The organism is Arthrobacter sp. 05L417, assembly GCF_056397865.1.
In genome coordinates this window covers 21,912-37,896 of sequence record NZ_JBFTOG010000025.1, presented here as the reverse complement: position 1 = coordinate 37,896, position 15,985 = coordinate 21,912, and the positions used below count along the sequence as shown (strand labels likewise).

Genomic DNA, 15,985 nt, shown 5'->3' with positions numbered 1-15,985 from the left:
AATTCTTACCTTTCCGCGTAGCCGAAAGCGACATGGAAGTTTCGATGGTTCTTTCTCTGAAGAACGCGCGTGGGACCGAGCCCCTCGAGGAACTCCTCGAGATCGACGCCGGCGGCCTCGAAGGCGGGCACATGCACTTCGAGCACGCCAAACCTAACTTCGCGTAGGAGCCTTGCCATAGGGGCGAGAGCGACCTCTCCACCCTCGATGTCGATTTTGATCACGTCAGGCATCCGACCGAGGAAATCGAAAAGCGATTCAAGGGTTTCCGTAGGAACCATGTCCTGCCCACTCATCGCGAGGCGGCTCATTGAGTCTTCGGTGCGAAGGAACGGCGCCTGCTCTTTCGCACCCGCGATCGCGACCGGCAGCACTTCGACATTGGCGACGCCGTTGAGCCCGAGGGTTTGGATGAGGCCCCTTCGTACTGTCGCGTCGGGCTCTAGCGCAACGATTTGCCCATCTTCACCGAGGACACGCGAGGCGAGGATGCTATAGATGCCAAGGTAGGCTCCAACGTCGAGAAAAAGATCACCCGGGCGAAGGGCATCGCGGACTGAAGCAATGACGGTAGGCTCCCAGGTTTTATTCGCCAGATCAGCGCCGTATCGGAGGAGACGCGCGTGTTCGACACCAGTGATCAGAAGTGGTTCTCCATCCAAGGTTGTTTTCACTGTCGAGTGAGACTGCATGGGCATCAGAACTCCAGTAGGTCGAGCGAACGAGTTTGGTCAAGTTCTCCTGATGCGATGTCCTGCAGAATCGAAACGCGCTGCCTCGCCGAAGGATAGGAGCAGGCGAGAGGGATGATGCCTCTTGCCTTGAGCAGTGAGACGTCGAGGTAGTGCTGCTGGAGCCCACGTCGGGTCGGACCGAAGATGTAAAACTTGCCGCCTACGCGATCCATGATGTCAGCGATCATCTCCGACTTGTGCCCGAGGGGCCCTAAGTCGGAGCTTCGCACGAACCGGGGTGTGATCCCCAGCTCGTGACAGATCAGCTCCGTCGAGCTGATCGCTAACTCCGCTGCGTTGGTCGACCCACTTGCCATCACAGTTGTAAGCAGATCGACGCTCCGGGATACGTATGGTTCGGAGCGGCACGCGAATCGGATCCGATCAACGTTGCTGCGAATCGCACCTGAATCCGTAATCAGGGCTACATCGGTGATTGGCGCCCCGTAGCGAGTTCTCACTTGAGGGAACGTTGCCCAAATCCTGTGGGCAGCGCGTTCAAGAGCGAATCTGTTCAGGAACCCGCCGCGCTGCCACCTTACATGGTCGAGGTGGACGACGACGTCGGCGCAATTCGCTTTTGCAAAGGTTCCATACCAAGGGAAGAGCCCTGGCTGCATCATCACAACCTTCATCGTCCCGCCTGGGCGACGAGGAAACCCACGATTTTAACCGTGGCGAGCACGCAATTCACCAGGCGGGCGGCAAACGGTCCCATCCGTACTGAGACAAGCAGGTCCCTGCGAAGCTCCTCCGGGGTGCTCATCAATCCGCTCTCATATGCCGCGCGACTTGCGACGCGCCAGCCACGGTCGTGATGATGACTGACCAAAAATCTGGGAACGTAACGCACATGGACGCCCTGCAGCCTTAGCCGCTTCGCTAGGGCGTTGTCCGAACCCGTCCGCAGGTTGGGAAAACCCCCAGCATTGATAAAGAGATCACTTCGCACGACGGAATTTCCTCCAGGAAGGAAGTCCACGGATTGACCGGGGCGCAACCCCGAGTATCGTGCCGCGTACCTCGCTTCGCGGCCCGCTGCCAAGAGGGTGCTTGTTGATCCGGTAATGGGTCCCGTCCAGGCTTGCAGACCTTGACGTGCCGAGTCGACCAATTCCTCGTGCCAGCTGTCCGATAACTCGATATCGTCGTCCATGAAGACAAGGTAGTCGCCGGATGCCTGAAGAGCACCCAAGTTGCGAGCTTGTGCGGCACCCTCGCGGCGGCCGCGAGATGATGACAAGAATAGGACGGGAAGTTCCCTTATTGTTTCGGTGAACCGTGGCGCTACTGGAGGACCGTCCTGCACAACGATGATTTCGAGTTCGATCGACGGGCTCTCGCTCGATATGAGATCACTGACTATGCGCGAGAGACTCTGGGTTCGGCCTATCGTTGGGATAATCACGGAGAACTTAGGTGCTGCCACGCCACATCCTTACCCAGTTGTCGATCGTTTCTTGCCAGCTGCGATCGTTGTTTGCGTCCAGATATACTCGCCTAATCGCGGCCTTGTCGTACCGCCACGGACGCGCCGGCACGGAGCAAGTCCCGAATCCCCACCGGACCAATCCCAGGTTTGTCCTTGTCTCGCCGTAGGGATAAGCGAGTAGACCGCTCACATGCCGTTCGCCCAGCTCCCGCTCAAGGATTGCATCGGCGGTCGCCAGATCGTCCATGGCCTCCGCCCTAGAGAGCGAGCCGAGCCGTCGGTGTGTGTGGGTATGCGAAGCGACAAGATCCCCTGCGCTGGCCACGTCGCGCAGCACGTCGAAGTCAGCAAAGCAAGTGGACGAGCCCCACGGAGCTTCGAGCCGTCGTCCGACGCGGTTAGTGATCACAAAGTGAGTCGCACTGGCGCCCCATTGGTTGAGGATGGGCCTAGCCGTAACAAATGTGTCCTCGTAACCGTCATCGAAGGTCAGCGCGAAGCGCGGCCTTGAGTCGGGAATAAGCGGATATGAATCGAGCAGCGACACTATGTCGCCAGCCCTCCCGATCAGCTCAAGTGCCTTCTCGAACTGCCCGGCTGAGAGCGACGTATAGTGTGCTTCCTTCAGCCGCCCCACGTGGTGGAAATACACGACGATAGGATCGGGTGCAACGGCCGCCGGCGCGGATCGCGAATCCAGTGCGATGTCATCGGCTGGGCCGGTCACAACCGGATAACCTTTTCGCTCACAGAAACCACGCCGTTAGCGTCAAAAACGCACCGTGCACTTTGAACGATAAGTTCGAGATCGTAGCCAGCATGGGGTTGAACCAAGACAACTACATCGTAGGTGCCGAGCAGCTGCTCACTGATCGAGGCTATTCTTCCTTCAGTATTGTTGACCGGGCCCTCATAATACGGATCATGCCACGCAACCTCCGTCCCCTGAGCTTCTAATAGAGAGGCGATGGCAAACCCGGGCGAACCACGGAAATCGGGAACATTCGCCTTGTAAGTCATACCCAGGAGCAGTACCCGTCCATTCGGCGAGCCTCTCTCGACCAGCAAATGTCGGATGCGGGCGGCGACGTAGCGCGGCATATCGCGATTGACCGCCGCAGCCGCTACAAGCAGATCCGACTCGGAGCCGGTCGCGCCGTGCGCGAAGTAGGAGAGGTACTCGAGATCCTTTGGGATGCAGGCCCCACCGACTCCTGGTCCCGGCGCGAAGGCTTGGAAGCCAAATGGCTTCGTGGAAGCCGCCCGAAGGGTGTCCCACACGTCGATATCTGCGGCATGGCACATTTTGGCGAAGTCGTTAACGAGGGCAATATTAATTGCTCGATATGAGTTCTCGAAGACTTTCGCTGCCTCAGCAATCTCCACAGTATCGACCTCGACGATCTGGTCCACGAATTTCCCATAGAGCGCAACAGCACGCCGCCTACATGCGTCGGTTATTCCGCCGACGAGTTTCGGAATGTTCCTCAAACTGGCGTTTTCGATGCCGGGCGACACACGCTCCGGAGAATAGGCGAGATGGAAGTCGCGTCCTACGCACCTCGTACTGCGTGTTAGCTCTGGGAGAACCGTGTGGCGAATGGTTCCTGGCACGACTGTCGACTCGACCACAACAAGCTGGTCCTGCTGGAGATGGTCCGACACGGTCCTAAGAGCGTCTCGAAGGGGCCCGAGGTCAGGTTTGCCCGAGCTAACGGGCGTCTCAACGCAAATAAAGACGGAGGCACAGTCGGCGAGAGCGTTGGATCTCTCAGAGGCTGCCCACGCGGCATTCTCACGGCACGCAGTTTTCTCACTCTCGAATTCGACGCAACGATACGGGTCCCGGTCGTATCCAAACACTGACAGCCCGGCGGAGCGGGCTGCTGACCCGAGCGCCGTTCCGATATATCCGAGTCCAACAATGCCTATGTCGTAGATACTGCCTCCCTAATGCCATTCCGAACACGCAACGGAATTCGAACCTGGGGCTGGGAATTGGAGCGTTGGTCGCTACGCGTCACCATGGCTGACCGATGCGCGCGTTCGACGGCGACGACGACTAGAAGCGCCATCGGCACGAAAATCAAGTTTCCGAGAACCATGTTGCGAAGAAAAGGGAGCCCTGCTACGTAAGACTCGATGAGTCCGTCGATACCGGGCGGGTAGTAGGTCCCGCGCCCGAGCTGCCATACTCCGAAGTTTGTCCAGAGGTAGAAGCCCACTGATGAACTCACTCCGAGCATGGACCCGACGGCAATACGGGCACCGAGACGGCCTGACATCCTTTGGATCACGAGGTAGAGCGCTCCGGCGCCGAACCATGCAGTCCAGGTGAAGGCCGTGATCGGCGAGATCCCGAGAGCGAGATCCGTTGTCGCGACTAACACAACTGGCGCAAGCACCGTTAGCGGATGGTGCCAGAGATAAGCAACGATGACGGCCGCAGCTGTCACGAACTCAACATTCGGTGCGATGGAATATTCAGCGTTCACGACCCGCCAAACGGTTGCTGCCGCTGCGACTGCCACCGCGACCAGCACTTTCCAGGCCACGGGGCTAAAACGCTTCTTTACCTCTGCAGGCATCAGAACTTCTTGATCTTCCACTCGACCAAGTCGCCGTCGTGTGTAACGAGCGATCCAGCGCCGACGCTAGCCGGGGTGCCGTTCAGGGAAAGTTCCCAGAACTCATGATTATCCTTAGAGGCTTTACGACCATTAATCGCAACGACGAAGGCCGACTGCCCGTCGCCTTGCATTTCTAGTCCGTTGTTTGCCGCGACCTTGAGTAGTTCCAGCGCTGTCTTGCCGTCCTTTCCTGGATAGGAAAATGTGTCCCCTTGTACGAGAGCCGCCCCGCTGGGGCTCGAGGAGGACGGCGCTGGGGGGCTCGAGGAGGACGGCGCTGGGGGGCTCGAGGAGGACGGCGCTGGGGGGCTCGAGGAGCATCCCGCGAGTGTCAGACCAAGAGCCCACACGAAAACCAGAAGGATGTGTGAGGGTTTGCTTGTCTTATTCGACCCCTGGAAAGCGATGACATTTCTCGACATGTTTCTCCCCCAACTCTCGTGTCGCTCGACCGTAAGTGGAGTCTAGGCCATTGGGGAGATACGACGGACTTGAAGGAAGACACAATCCCGAGATCCATGGTTCACCCCAACTGTTATCGAGGGCATGTCCCGAGGCGCTGAGGCCGTCCAGGCCCGACTCAGCGCCGACCAGGACCAAGGCGCCAGGGCGCAGCCCGAAGACTCGCAAGATACACGGAATCAACGGCCAGTCAAAGCTGCTTCACAAGGGCATGAGCCGCTAGGAGCCAGACGCGGAGCTTCGCCAAACGACCGATTCGGGAATTGAGCACACCTCCGACACGGTGACAGATTGTGCGTTTACGGTACATGTTCCTGTAACTTACATACATGCTTGGAACGACCTATGACACCAAGGAGTTGGATGTTCCGGCGCTTCTCCATGAGATCCACCATCGGATCGAGGCCGCCGAAAAAAAGCGGATCACCCACGAGGAGATGGCCAACCGCCTTGGGATATCGAAGCGAACCTATGTCGAATACCTTCGGGGGACGAACAGACCCAAAGGTTTAGGCGTCATGTTCCATTTGCTTCAAATGTTGGAGCGGGATGACCTCCTGCGGGTGCTTACGCCACTTACGAGCGAACCGGAAATTCATGGCTCATCAAGTGGTGCAGCGACATATCAAAAGGAGGGTCAGGCCCGTGAAGTTCAAAAGTGATCAGACCTATGACAAGCTTCGGGGAGGCTACTACACACCCAAGCCTGTCGCGGCATTCTTGACGCGTTGGGCCCTTGCCGCGGGTGCCACATCTCTCCTTGAGCCGAGCTGCGGCGACGGCGTATTCCTTGAATGTGCGTTGGAAAACGCATTTCCACCCGCTCTTATCCATGGTGTTGAACTTGATCCGAAGGAAGCCGCCCGGGCGCAAGAAGTCTTGGGGCAGAGTACGGAAAAGCGGCGTGTCTTTTCCATGGACTATCTACAGTTTGCTGTCGAGCTGGATCCTTCTGTGAAGTATGAAGCCGTTACCGGGAACCCCCCGTACGTCAGGTATCAGTTTCTTGAGCCCATGATGCAGGAGCGCGCCCAGGCGATGTACAACCGCCACGGGCTGCCCTTCACCAAGCATATGAACGCTTGGGTGCCATTTGTCATTGATGGAATCGACCGTCTGACGAAGGGCGGTCGTCTGGCTATGATCATTCCTGCTGAATTGCTCAATGTGATTCACGCAGGAGCCCTCAGGGAGTTTCTGCTCCGAGAATGTTCCAAGGTGCTTGTTATAGACCCTCTGGAACTGATGTTCACCGATGCCTTGCAGGGCACGGTGCTGCTGCTGGCTGAAAAGAGGGTAGAGCAGGGTACAGAGGAAGCGCTACTTTCGATTCGCTATGAGCCCGACAATGCTTTCCTGCACCTGGATCCGGAGGAGATGTTCCGCAGTGCCTCTTTCCACCATCGGTGTCCATCCCCAGGGAAGTGGATGGAAGCTCTGCTTACGTTGGAGGAGGAAGAGGTCTACCAAAAGGCGATCGCCCTAGCTTCCGTCCATAAGTTCTCGGACGTCGCCAGCGTTGAGGTTGGAATCGTCACTGGGGCGAACAAATTCTTTCTAGTTTCAGATTCCGTGGTTGATGAATACGGGCTGGAATCGTTCGTCAGCCCCATGTTTGGTCGTAGCTCACACTGTGCGGGAGTTGCGTATTCCGCGGAAAATCATGTACACAACGCTGCGACCGGTTTGCCCGTGAACTTCGTTCAGTTTGGTAGTACTCCCTTCGGTGAGCTGCCCGAAGGAGCGCAACGGTACGTACGGGAAGGGGAAGCTGCGGGCTACCATCTCAGGTATAAATGCCGCATTCGAAGCCCTTGGTACAACGTTCCGTCCGTTTGGGCCGCGCCGATGAGCTTGCTGAAAAGAAGCCACGAGATGCCGCGCCTCATTTTGAACGAGCACGCGGCATTCACCACTGATACCGCCTACAGAGTCACTTCAAAACGAGCGGACGTCGATCTTGCGGCCTGCTTTGTTAACAGCCTGACGGCACTCAGCGCGGAGATGGCCGGCCGCGGCTATGGCGGCGGTGTGCTGGAGCTGGTGCCTTCGGAAATCAGAACATTGGTCGTGCCTCTGACTGAGTCGTGCAGAGAAGATCTGGACAAGCTGGATCAAGACTTACGCGCCGGCATTGCGATGGAAACCATTCTCGCGCAGCAGGACGGCCGTGTGCTGGGAGCCGTCGGTATGTCCGAGACGGAAATTGGAATTATTCAACGCGCGCGCCGACGTCTAAGGGCCCGACGTTTACGTGAGAATCTTGACCGTGACCCAAGTCAACAACAGCCAGATTCCCAACCTCAGCGCGATCAGGCAACTTGCCGATAACTTCAGAGCTTCCGAACGCGACTACTGCAGTTCATCGGGCAGATATCAAGAGGCTGAGGCACGAAGCGAGTTCATAGACCCATTGCTCGAAGCCTTCGGATGGGACACAGCTAATCGCGCAGGAGTCGGTGCCGAATACCGGCCAGTCCTCAGGGAGGAAACACAACAGCGCGAAGATTCCCATGCGAAAAAGCCGGACTACACGCTGAGGTCTGGAACAAATGGACTGTTGTATGTTGAGGCTAAAAAGCCATCGGTCAACATCCTTAGCGACATGGAGTCGATCCGGCAAGCGCGTGCGTACGGCTACACGGATGGCCATCCGATCGTCATTTTGACGAACTTCCGGGACCTCAGCGTGTACGACACGTCGTCCCCGTCGCTCGAGGACGACCTACCCGAAACTTGCAGGATCTTCACCTGGCATTACACCGACTATGAAGCAAAACACGACGAAATCGCCACCGTAATCGGTCAGCCGCAAGTTACTCATCCACAATGGGGCGCCCAATTCGCTTCCACCCGCCCGGCTCAAGCTGTTCCCGCAGATCAGGCATTCGTGAGGCAGATCAACGTTTGGCGAAGGGATCTCGGCGCAAACATTGTTGCTAACCATCCCGAGACGACCGCCTCGATGCTCAACGATGTCGTCCAGCGACTCATCAACCGCCTGATATTCGTTCGCATGTGCGAGGACCGAGGAATCGAAGGCGAGTCGACGCTCCGTGAGGCAGCCGCCAGTTCTTCGACTGACATCGAGGAATTGTTCAAACGGCTAAATCGTCGATATAACTCGGGGTTGTTCGACCAGTCGAACGCACGGACTGAACCGGTGCCGATGGTGGACACCAGCGTTCTCACGGGAATTATCGATAGCCTCTATTCTCCGCGATCGCCCTTCAGTTTTGCCGTTCTAGACGCGGACTTCCTTGGATTGGTCTACGAGTCTTCGCTATCTGAACAACTGGAGGTTGTGTCCGGCGGGTACACCACGACGGTTCGGCTTACCCCGAAACTGGAGTACGCGAAGCGTGACGTCGTTACCACCCCACAGGAGCTCGTCATATCGACTGTCCAAGAGGCTTGGAGATCACTGGAGACCGAGCTCTCAAAGAATCCCAAAGTCTTAGACTTCGCAGTGGGGTCGGGCCGGTTCCTTCTTAGTGCCTTCGACCAGTACCTTGCAATCTGGACACGACACCTAATTGAGGCGGATACATCCCGCCTTATAAAGACGGGACCCTCCGAATGGCGAGTTCCATTCGAAGAGAAGTGTCGGATCCTCAGAGAAAATTTCTTTGGCATAGACGTTGACTACAACGCTGTCGAAGTTGCGCGATTCAGTCTCTTGGTCAGGCTACTAGAAGGCGAGACAAGGACCACACTTCCCAGAGGAACTAAGATACTTCCCGATCTGGATGCGAATATCGTCCATGGCAACACGCTGGTACGCCGACTGACCGAAGCCAGCGACCCGGAGCGTGACCTGGCTGTTCCTCTTGACCTTGAACAAACGGCACTTCCGAAAAAGTTCGACCTTGTTATTGGCAACCCTCCTTACATGCAGACGAAGGAAATGAAGAGCTTCAATTCGGCGGAGTTCAACTACATCAAGGCCAACTACCAGTTGCTGCACCAACAGTTTGATAAGTACTTCGCGTTCTTGGAATTCGCGCTGGAGCACATCGCTGATGGCGGAGTCATCAGCATAGTGATCCCCAACAAATGGATGACAAACGTCGCAGGACAGAAGCTGCGCCAGCGCCTCTCATCCGAAACGCTGGTGACGAGTCTGGTCAACTTCCGTCACAACCAGCTATTCGAGGGAAAAACCATCTACGTCTGCGCCCTCACGCTCAAAAAGAGTAAAAAGGAGTCCTTCCTCTACTCCGAGCCAGCTTCCATCCTTGCGCAAGCCTCCGGCCAGTCGTCGCAGCGGCAGATCTCCTACAACACGCTGCTATCTAGCGGTGGCGCCTGGGTGCTACCGGCCAATGACTATGAGGCTACGGTACTCAGCGCTCTCACCCGGGCCTCGCTTCCCTTGAAATCTGTAGTGGAAATCAGAAACGGCATCCAGACATCAAAGAATCGAACTTACATCCTGACTGGTTGCTCCGTTCAGGATGGGAAAGTCGCCTTCTCCAAAGCGGGTAAGGAATGGGAAATCGAAGAAGCGGTCACTCGGCCCTATTTGGAGGATTCGCGAACCGTAAGGTCGTACCACACCGTCACGCCTGACGCCCGGGTGATATACCCGTATAAGGAAGCCGACGTTGATAAGAATCCATCGGGTTTCGAGATCATCCCAGTGGAAGAAATGAGAAGGAGTTACCCCAAGGCATATGCCTACCTCATCGAGCATGAAGCCGGGATGAGTGATCGGGCCATGGCAAGCACGGCCGGGGCGCCGTTCTATGCGTATGGGCGGGTGCAGGCCATCGGCTATGCGGCTGCCTTTCCAAAGATTCTGTACTCGGTCAACCAAACAGGTAAGAAGTATGGACTTGACGAGACAGGGATCGTTTTCTCATCCGGCGGTACCGCCGGAGAGGCCGCCTTGTACCCCACCGGCTCGGGATACCCCACTGCCTCGGGATACTCCCTGGACTTCGTGCTCGCTCTTTTAGATCAGATACCAATCGAGTTCTACCTCCGTAAAAGAGGCAGCCCTTTCCGGGGTGGTTATGTTTCCAGGGGAACTGACGTCATAGAGGAAGTCCCCGTCCCTCACGTTGACTTTAGTAAAGAGCAAGATAGACGCTTTCACGATCGTGTCTCAGCCACCATGGCACAGTTGCGTGAAAAGTCGCAGGTTCAGCCAGCGCTACGTGACAAACGCCAGCACGATGAGGCGCTGGTTGCCCTAAAAAGGGAGCTCGACAGTTGCTTTGCTGAGAGATGGGGCTTGGAGGTAGCCGACTATCCGCAGCTTAGGGTCCAAGCCTGACTAAAAACGCTCCCTGCCACAGCCCTCGCTTTTGTGTTTCATTCCGCGTGCGGCTAATCCTGCTCAGCCAGGATTGCGGGCGTGCCGCGCGTTACCAGCCCTTCTCTTCGTCTTCGACGCCGCCCACCCATGTTTGGGGTGGGCGGCGCCCCTCATCCGAACAGGCCTTCCGGTGGTTCCTCGCACGGCAGCGGTGCCAGCTTTGAACGATGACCGTCGTCGGGGCTGCATCCCTTGAATGGCCCATCGGCTGAGAGAAGCGCGGGCATGTGGTGGTCGGCATGGTCGCGCCACCACACGCTCATGCCGGTGGTCCCGTCCAGGCGCAGGAATTCCCAGGAGCGCCAGAGCGCTTCCAGGCGGCTGATCGCCTCTGCGTGCTTCCACCACTGCGGGCACCAGGTCACCCCGCCGCCGACGTTGAGCTGGCGGCGGTAGGTGGTGGCCAGCTTGCCGCTGACGAACTCGGCAACGTTCGGGTAGAACAGCTCAGGCTCGTCCTCGACTGGCTCCATGGCGTCTGCTGCGGAGCCGGCCAGTTCGTCGCCCCACTCCCCCAGGCTTTCAGTCATCGGAAGCTCCCGCAGCGATCCACCGGCTGCCGGCGGTCGCCGGCCGGTTGGCCGGGTCATGTGCTGCGATGGAGGCCCGGACTGCCTCGGCGTGCGGGCCGCTCATCCAGGGCACCGTCTCCAGCAATGCGGCAGGGGCACCGGAGGCGAACATGATTGCGCGTCCACGGGGGAACGCGGCCAGGTCGGAGACGTCCAAGGTGCGTTCTTTGCGATCATCGTCGTGGTTGTAGGAGGTGCCCTGCCGGGACCGGTTTTTGGTCATGTTGGAGTAGCGGTACTCCCCCACCAGCTGCGCGAGCTCGTTCAGGAACTCGGCTTCGGCCACGCCGCCGCCGTAGACCTTGATGTTCGCGGCCGACCAGAGCTTTCGCATCCCGTCACGGCCCCAAACCTCCACGCCCTGGGACCAGGACTGGAGGATGGTCATCAGGACGATTCCCCGGGAACCGTAATGGCTGTAGAGGTTCGGCAGCTCGCGCCAGCGGCAGACGTTGGCCGCTTCGTCCAGGACGCCGATCATGGGCGTGGCCAGCCGGCCACCGGGTGAATGAACGGCGAGCTCTTCGGCGGCTTCGACCGTGGCCACGGTCAGGGCCGTCACCAACGGGCCGGCGGTGCCCTTGCCTTCCTTGGAGAGGCTGTACAGCGTGCCTTTGGACCGGACGAAGGCGGCCGGGTCGAACTGCGGCCGCTCGTCCGTCTCGCCCTGCGGAGTGACCCACCGGGCCACTTGGCGGTTGGTGAGGCAGGACGCCATTTGCAGCGCGGTGCCGTAGACGCCGCCGCGTTGCTTCTCGGGTGCGTTGACGACACCGCCGACTGCGTTGGAGGTCTGGATGTAGCCGTGGGCCTTGAGGATGTCCACTGCCTCGTCGTCCGCCGGCCGGGTCAGCCAGGTGTGGACCTGTGTGATCGGCCGGCCGTCCAGCGCCGCGGCGAGCAGGAGGCCGGCAAGGAGATCCTGCCCGGCAGGATCGAAGTAGGCATCTGTCTTGGCGTCGGGGCCACGGGAGCCGGCGGCGAAGTGGTCAGCCAGCCGTGCCGCCCGCACTTCGTCCGTGACATAACTGAGTGGGTTCCACCACCAGCTGGGTTCCTCGAGCGCGACCGCCTGGGGATCGAAGACCCACACCGGGCCGTCGGCGGCCCGGACGTCGCGCGTGCCGTCAACGATGTCCCGCTTGTTCGAGGTCACCAGGGCAGCGCCCGGGGCGGCGAGGATCGCCGGGATTGCCCGGGAAGTTGTCTTGCCCGTCCGGGGACCCCAGACGTCGATGTGCATGTCTTCCCAGGAGCCAAAGACCATCTGACCGCCCAACACCGTCTTGCCGACAGGAACACCAGGTGAGCCCTTTACGCCGAGACGTTCGGCCGTGGCCGTTGCCCCGCGCAGGCTCAGCGCCCTCAGATCCCGGCCCTTGGCCATGTGCTGGGCGGCGACGTCCACGCGGGAACGCTTGGAACGGCGGTGCAGCACGGACCGTACGATGAGGACCGCCAGGGCCACGACCACGACGCCGAAGCCGATCAGCACCCACGTGGCGGCCGCCGGCCAGGTGACCTTGTGCGTGAACAGGCCGATCACCAGCTCGAACGGGTTGGCCGGCAGCTTCTGGCCGTCGCCGGCCAGCAGCGACCCCAGGTGAACGGCCCCGGTCACGGAGCCGACCCCCAGCACCACGGCCGCGATGAAGATCCAGAGCAGGATCGTCTCGCCGTCGAGCCGGGATCGCTTGCCGCTGTTTGGTGCACCCATCAGCTTTCCCCTTCGTCGTGCCAGCGTTTGTTCGTGTCGTGCAGCGATTCCTCTACGCTCGTCAGTTTGAGTGCGACGGGGACTCCCGGGCGGCCGCCGACTTTGAAGAGGAACTTGCCCAGGCCCGGGCGGACGCGCTTGCGGGAGCCGCCGACGTCGGTCCATGACCCCGGATCTGCCCAGGAGATGAGACGGGACTGCTCGGCGCGTGAGAGCGTGACGGCCTTGTTCAGTTTCTCCATCTCGCCGCTGGGCAGTGCCCCGCAGACGACCATGCCCGAGCGTTCCACGAAGCCGCGGGCCTTCATCCGCTCGGACTCGGTGGGCAGGGCCTCCAGGTCACTCATGGTGTGGGTGATCATGGCCTGGCCGACGCCCTCGGTGCGGTTGAGTCGCGTCAGCGAGTCGACGCGGTCCACCATGCCTTCCCCGGAGCGCAGCGCCCGCCACAGTTCATCCATGACGACGAAGTAGTTGCGGCGCGGCTCCAGGCCTGCGTCTGCCAGGGTGTGGGCCACCTGGACGGTGGCGAACCCAGTGGACCAGCAAGCCAGCAGCGAGGCCGCTTGAATGTCCCGCTGGGTGTCGGAGATCCCCGAGAGGTCGAAGACGACCGGCTTGGTGAGGTCCATCGGCTGATCGGTGGGCTTGGAGAACATGTCCGAGAACCGTCCCGAACCATCGAGTGAGTAGAGCGACTGGCGTAGCTGGTCCGTTGCGTCCAGGTAGCGGCTCATGTCGCCACGGTCCAGTGCAATGGCCCGCAGCTCGTCGGGCGCGTCCTTGATGACCTCGATCAGATCCCCGATCAGGGGAACCCGGTCCAGGTGCTCGTCCAGGATGTGCAGCGCGCGGTCGACCAGCGATTCCTCGTGGGCGCTGGGCTTGGCGTTCCGCACGATCGTGATCAATGCCGTGATCATGTTCAGGCGCCGGTTGTGCGAGTCCGCCATGAGCTGTTCGGCCAGCTTCTCCGCCTTCACAGCTGCGGCGAGCAGCCGCGCGGCCGCCTCCTGGTCCGTGGCAAGGTTCGCCTTGGCCCGGTGTTCTTCGGCCGAGGCGAGGAGCCGGGCGGCCGCGCCGGTGGCTTCGCCCGGGTCCAGGACGTTCAAGTGGCCGCGGCCGGGCCCCAGGCTGATGACCTGGCCGCCCAGGGCGCGGATGAGGTCAACGTAGTCGGGCTTCAAGTCGCCAAGGATCAGTGGATTGATCCCCCGGCCGGAGAGGCCCAGGACGATGTGCCGGACCAGTGTGGACTTGCCGTAGTGCGGCAGGCCGAGGACGAACATCGAGGGGTTGTTGATCATCCCGTGCATGAACCAGCTGATCGGATCTCCCCCGAAGGGCGCTCCGGTGTCGGTGTGAACTCCGATCGGCACACCGACGATCGGGGTGCCGGACCCGCCCACGAAGGGCCACAGGCCGCATACCTGGACGGATGTGCCGCGCCACTCATCGGCGGCCGTGACGTAGACGGCCTCGCCCTGGCCGCGTCCGCGCCAGCCCCGGAGGCCTGGACGGCGGACGACGGCGGCCGGCAGCGTGCGGGTGCCGGCGGGCGTGTGCTTGTGCTTGTTCGTGTAGTTGATCAGGCTGGCGAACATCACATGGCCTCGCGGATCTCTTCGGGCACCTTCAAGTGCTTGGGCAGGACCAGCCCGAGCGGCAGGGACGCGGCGAAGGCCGAATCCTGGGAGCCGTGAGCCCGCCGCAGCAGCAGGCGGGCTGAGGGGCCGAGGTTGCCCTCCACGACGGCCACCGCGTCATCGAGGGCGCGGGAGGAAAGCACCGTGGCCGTGACGACCATGCCGAAGTTCACCAAGCCCGCCCCTTTAGCTTCCTCCGCTGCCGTGGCCTGCGCTGCGCGGGCGTCCACCAGGGCGCGCGCCGTGGGCCGGTTGGTCGATGAGGCCCGGGTAAGGGCGTTGGTCTGGTCCGATTCCACAATGGCGGCCGCGCGGCCGGACTCGATGGGCCGGTACAGCAGTGTGACGCGTTTGCGGTCGATCTCCCCGTGCGGGGCCACGAGGCGGGCGAGCACGGATGCCAGCACGTGGCCGCGCGGCGCTCCGGTCATCGTCCAGGACACCGAGTGCCCGGAATCGTGGCGGTAGGCATCCCAGCCGGCCTGATGCGCGGACGGCCCGACCTCGCCCCAGGTCAGGTCAACGGGCGTGCCCTGGTAGTGGGCTTCATCGATGAGGCGCGCGGCGGCGGGATCGTAGGCGACGCGCACGACTTCGCACAGCTCCTGGGCGTTCAGCGGCGCGCACGCGCCGGCCCCGGTGGATTCCAGGCGCTCCGTCAGCCCGGGAAGCCGGGAGGCCAGATCCCGGGCGATCTCTTCGGCGGTGCGGCGCTTGCCGCCGGCCCTGGCGGCGGCGCTGAACGTCAGTGCGACCCAGGCGCGGATTGTGGCCGATCCTTGCGGGTAGGTCTGAAGGGCCTCCCGGAGCATGGCCTTGGCGATGGCCGGGGCATCCTCATGGATGTTTGACTCGACTTCCCGGCGCAGACGCGCCCCGGAGTCCGGCGCGGTTTCCACCGTGACCGATGCGGCCACGACGGCCGGCTCATTGCCCAGGGAGGCCAGCCAGCCGCCCCAGTTGGCCACCCAGGCGTCGACCTGCTCCGGATCAACCAGGGACGCGCCGTCAGGCTGCGTGCCGAAAACGACCGTGTAGTGAGCGGTGGACGGAAGGTGGATCAGCGCGAACGGCCGGCCATAGGAGTCCGCGAACTCGTAGAGTTTCGAGCCGGCCGCGATCCCGGGCAGTTGGTACTCGCCCCAGGGGGTCAGCCCCAGCGGGCCGGAACGGTAGATGTTCGCGCGTTTGCGCCATGCCGAGCGGAACGCCAGCCGGGCGAAGACCCGTTCGCCCACGGACTTGTTGTGCTTGTCCGTCACCGAGACGACGGCCAGCGCCAGCCCAAGGACGAGCAGGGCAACCAGGCCGGCGAGCCAGCCGCCGGCGAAGAAGCAGATCACCGTGGCGATCAGACCGACGAACAGACCTGCCGTCGCGAGACCGCCCAGAGTGCCGATGCCGGCCTTACGTGGCCGCCGCCAGTTGCCGTAAGTCGGTTCCCGGTACGTGTTCTCGATAGCAGCCAT

General features: G+C 60.9%; 14 protein-coding genes. 3 read left to right on the top strand and 11 right to left on the bottom strand.

Annotation, left to right across the window (positions count from 1 at the left end; genetic code table 11):
- Nucleotides 1–5: 5 nt before the first annotated feature.
- From AC1DJW_RS17120 to AC1DJW_RS17090, 7 genes are read right to left on the bottom strand one after another with little or no spacing between them, the layout of a single operon-like run.
- Entirely contained in the window at nt 6–698 is a 693-nt protein-coding gene (locus AC1DJW_RS17120) for an FkbM family methyltransferase (RefSeq protein WP_476901938.1), read from the bottom strand.
- Entirely contained in the window at nt 698–1,369 is a 672-nt protein-coding gene (locus AC1DJW_RS17115) for a WbqC family protein (RefSeq protein ID WP_476901937.1), read from the bottom strand. The genes AC1DJW_RS17120 and AC1DJW_RS17115 overlap by 1 nt, the downstream gene beginning before the upstream one ends.
- Nucleotides 1,366–2,163 (bottom strand): glycosyltransferase family 2 protein, encoded by a 798-nt coding sequence (locus tag AC1DJW_RS17110; RefSeq protein WP_476901936.1) that lies wholly within the window; start codon nt 2,161–2,163, stop codon nt 1,366–1,368. The genes AC1DJW_RS17115 and AC1DJW_RS17110 overlap by 4 nt, the downstream gene beginning before the upstream one ends.
- A complete protein-coding gene (locus AC1DJW_RS17105) occupies nt 2,150–2,893 on the bottom strand; it encodes a polysaccharide deacetylase family protein (RefSeq protein WP_476901935.1) in 744 nt (247 codons plus the stop codon). Before AC1DJW_RS17105 ends, AC1DJW_RS17110 begins: the two co-directional genes overlap by 14 nt.
- Nucleotides 2,890–4,074, bottom strand: a complete 1,185-nt coding sequence (locus AC1DJW_RS17100) for a nucleotide sugar dehydrogenase (RefSeq protein WP_476901992.1) — start codon at nt 4,072–4,074, stop codon at nt 2,890–2,892. Before AC1DJW_RS17100 ends, AC1DJW_RS17105 begins: the two co-directional genes overlap by 4 nt.
- A gap of 20 nt (nt 4,075–4,094) precedes the next feature.
- Nucleotides 4,095–4,754 carry a DUF6580 family putative transport protein gene (locus AC1DJW_RS17095; protein ID WP_476901934.1) on the bottom strand — a complete coding sequence of 220 codons (660 nt, stop codon included), beginning with the start codon at nt 4,752–4,754 and terminating at the stop codon, nt 4,095–4,097.
- Nucleotides 4,754–5,218 (bottom strand): DUF4430 domain-containing protein, encoded by a 465-nt coding sequence (locus AC1DJW_RS17090; protein ID WP_476901933.1) that lies wholly within the window; start codon nt 5,216–5,218, stop codon nt 4,754–4,756. Before AC1DJW_RS17090 ends, AC1DJW_RS17095 begins: the two co-directional genes overlap by 1 nt.
- A 369-nt stretch (nt 5,219–5,587) precedes the next feature.
- On the opposite strand from AC1DJW_RS17090, the gene AC1DJW_RS17085 reads away from it, so the two are divergent.
- Genes AC1DJW_RS17085 through AC1DJW_RS17075 form a run of 3 tightly spaced genes read left to right on the top strand, consistent with a single transcriptional unit; the run spans nt 5,588 to nt 10,539 of the window.
- The gene (locus AC1DJW_RS17085; protein ID WP_476901932.1) at nt 5,588–5,920 is read left to right on the top strand and encodes a helix-turn-helix domain-containing protein; all 333 of its coding nucleotides are present in this window, start codon (nt 5,588–5,590) and stop codon (nt 5,918–5,920) included.
- Nucleotides 5,904–7,589: an Eco57I restriction-modification methylase domain-containing protein gene (locus AC1DJW_RS17080; protein ID WP_476901931.1), complete on the top strand. Its 1,686-nt coding sequence runs from the start codon at nt 5,904–5,906 to the stop codon at nt 7,587–7,589. The genes AC1DJW_RS17085 and AC1DJW_RS17080 overlap by 17 nt, the downstream gene beginning before the upstream one ends.
- Nucleotides 7,528–10,539, top strand: a complete 3,012-nt coding sequence (locus tag AC1DJW_RS17075) for an Eco57I restriction-modification methylase domain-containing protein (protein ID WP_476901930.1) — start codon at nt 7,528–7,530, stop codon at nt 10,537–10,539. Before AC1DJW_RS17080 ends, AC1DJW_RS17075 begins: the two co-directional genes overlap by 62 nt.
- A gap of 152 nt (nt 10,540–10,691) precedes the next feature.
- Here AC1DJW_RS17075 and AC1DJW_RS17070 read toward each other — a convergent pair whose 3' ends face one another.
- Genes AC1DJW_RS17070 through AC1DJW_RS17055 form a run of 4 tightly spaced genes read right to left on the bottom strand, consistent with a single transcriptional unit; the run spans nt 10,692 to nt 15,985 of the window.
- Nucleotides 10,692–11,111, bottom strand: a complete 420-nt coding sequence (locus AC1DJW_RS17070) for a DUF4913 domain-containing protein (RefSeq protein WP_476901929.1) — start codon at nt 11,109–11,111, stop codon at nt 10,692–10,694.
- Complete coding sequence (locus AC1DJW_RS17065; RefSeq protein WP_476901928.1) at nt 11,104–12,870, bottom strand: type IV secretory system conjugative DNA transfer family protein; 1,767 nt, start codon at nt 12,868–12,870, stop codon at nt 11,104–11,106. The genes AC1DJW_RS17070 and AC1DJW_RS17065 overlap by 8 nt, the downstream gene beginning before the upstream one ends.
- Nucleotides 12,870–14,474 (bottom strand): ATP/GTP-binding protein, encoded by a 1,605-nt coding sequence (locus AC1DJW_RS17060; RefSeq protein WP_476901927.1) that lies wholly within the window; start codon nt 14,472–14,474, stop codon nt 12,870–12,872. The genes AC1DJW_RS17065 and AC1DJW_RS17060 overlap by 1 nt, the downstream gene beginning before the upstream one ends.
- Entirely contained in the window at nt 14,474–15,985 is a 1,512-nt protein-coding gene (locus tag AC1DJW_RS17055) for an SCO6880 family protein (RefSeq protein WP_476901926.1), read from the bottom strand. The genes AC1DJW_RS17060 and AC1DJW_RS17055 overlap by 1 nt, the downstream gene beginning before the upstream one ends.

Excerpts from the sequence above, each read along its gene's own strand:
- AC1DJW_RS17085 (WP_476901932.1), top strand. The coding sequence starts at position 5,588 with ATGCTTGGAACGACCTATGACACCAAGGAGTTGGATGTTCCGGCGCTT.
- AC1DJW_RS17090 (WP_476901933.1), bottom strand. The coding sequence starts at position 5,218 with ATGTCGAGAAATGTCATCGCTTTCCAGGGGTCGAATAAGACAAGCAAA.
- AC1DJW_RS17095 (WP_476901934.1), bottom strand. The coding sequence starts at position 4,754 with ATGCCTGCAGAGGTAAAGAAGCGTTTTAGCCCCGTGGCCTGGAAAGTG.
- AC1DJW_RS17065 (WP_476901928.1), bottom strand. The coding sequence starts at position 12,870 with ATGGGTGCACCAAACAGCGGCAAGCGATCCCGGCTCGACGGCGAGACG.
- AC1DJW_RS17115 (WP_476901937.1), bottom strand. The coding sequence starts at position 1,369 with ATGAAGGTTGTGATGATGCAGCCAGGGCTCTTCCCTTGGTATGGAACC.
- AC1DJW_RS17070 (WP_476901929.1), bottom strand. The coding sequence starts at position 11,111 with ATGACTGAAAGCCTGGGGGAGTGGGGCGACGAACTGGCCGGCTCCGCA.
- AC1DJW_RS17055 (WP_476901926.1), bottom strand. The coding sequence starts at position 15,985 with ATGGCTGCTATCGAGAACACGTACCGGGAACCGACTTACGGCAACTGG.
- AC1DJW_RS17060 (WP_476901927.1), bottom strand. The coding sequence starts at position 14,474 with ATGTTCGCCAGCCTGATCAACTACACGAACAAGCACAAGCACACGCCC.
- AC1DJW_RS17120 (WP_476901938.1), bottom strand. The coding sequence starts at position 698 with ATGCCCATGCAGTCTCACTCGACAGTGAAAACAACCTTGGATGGAGAA.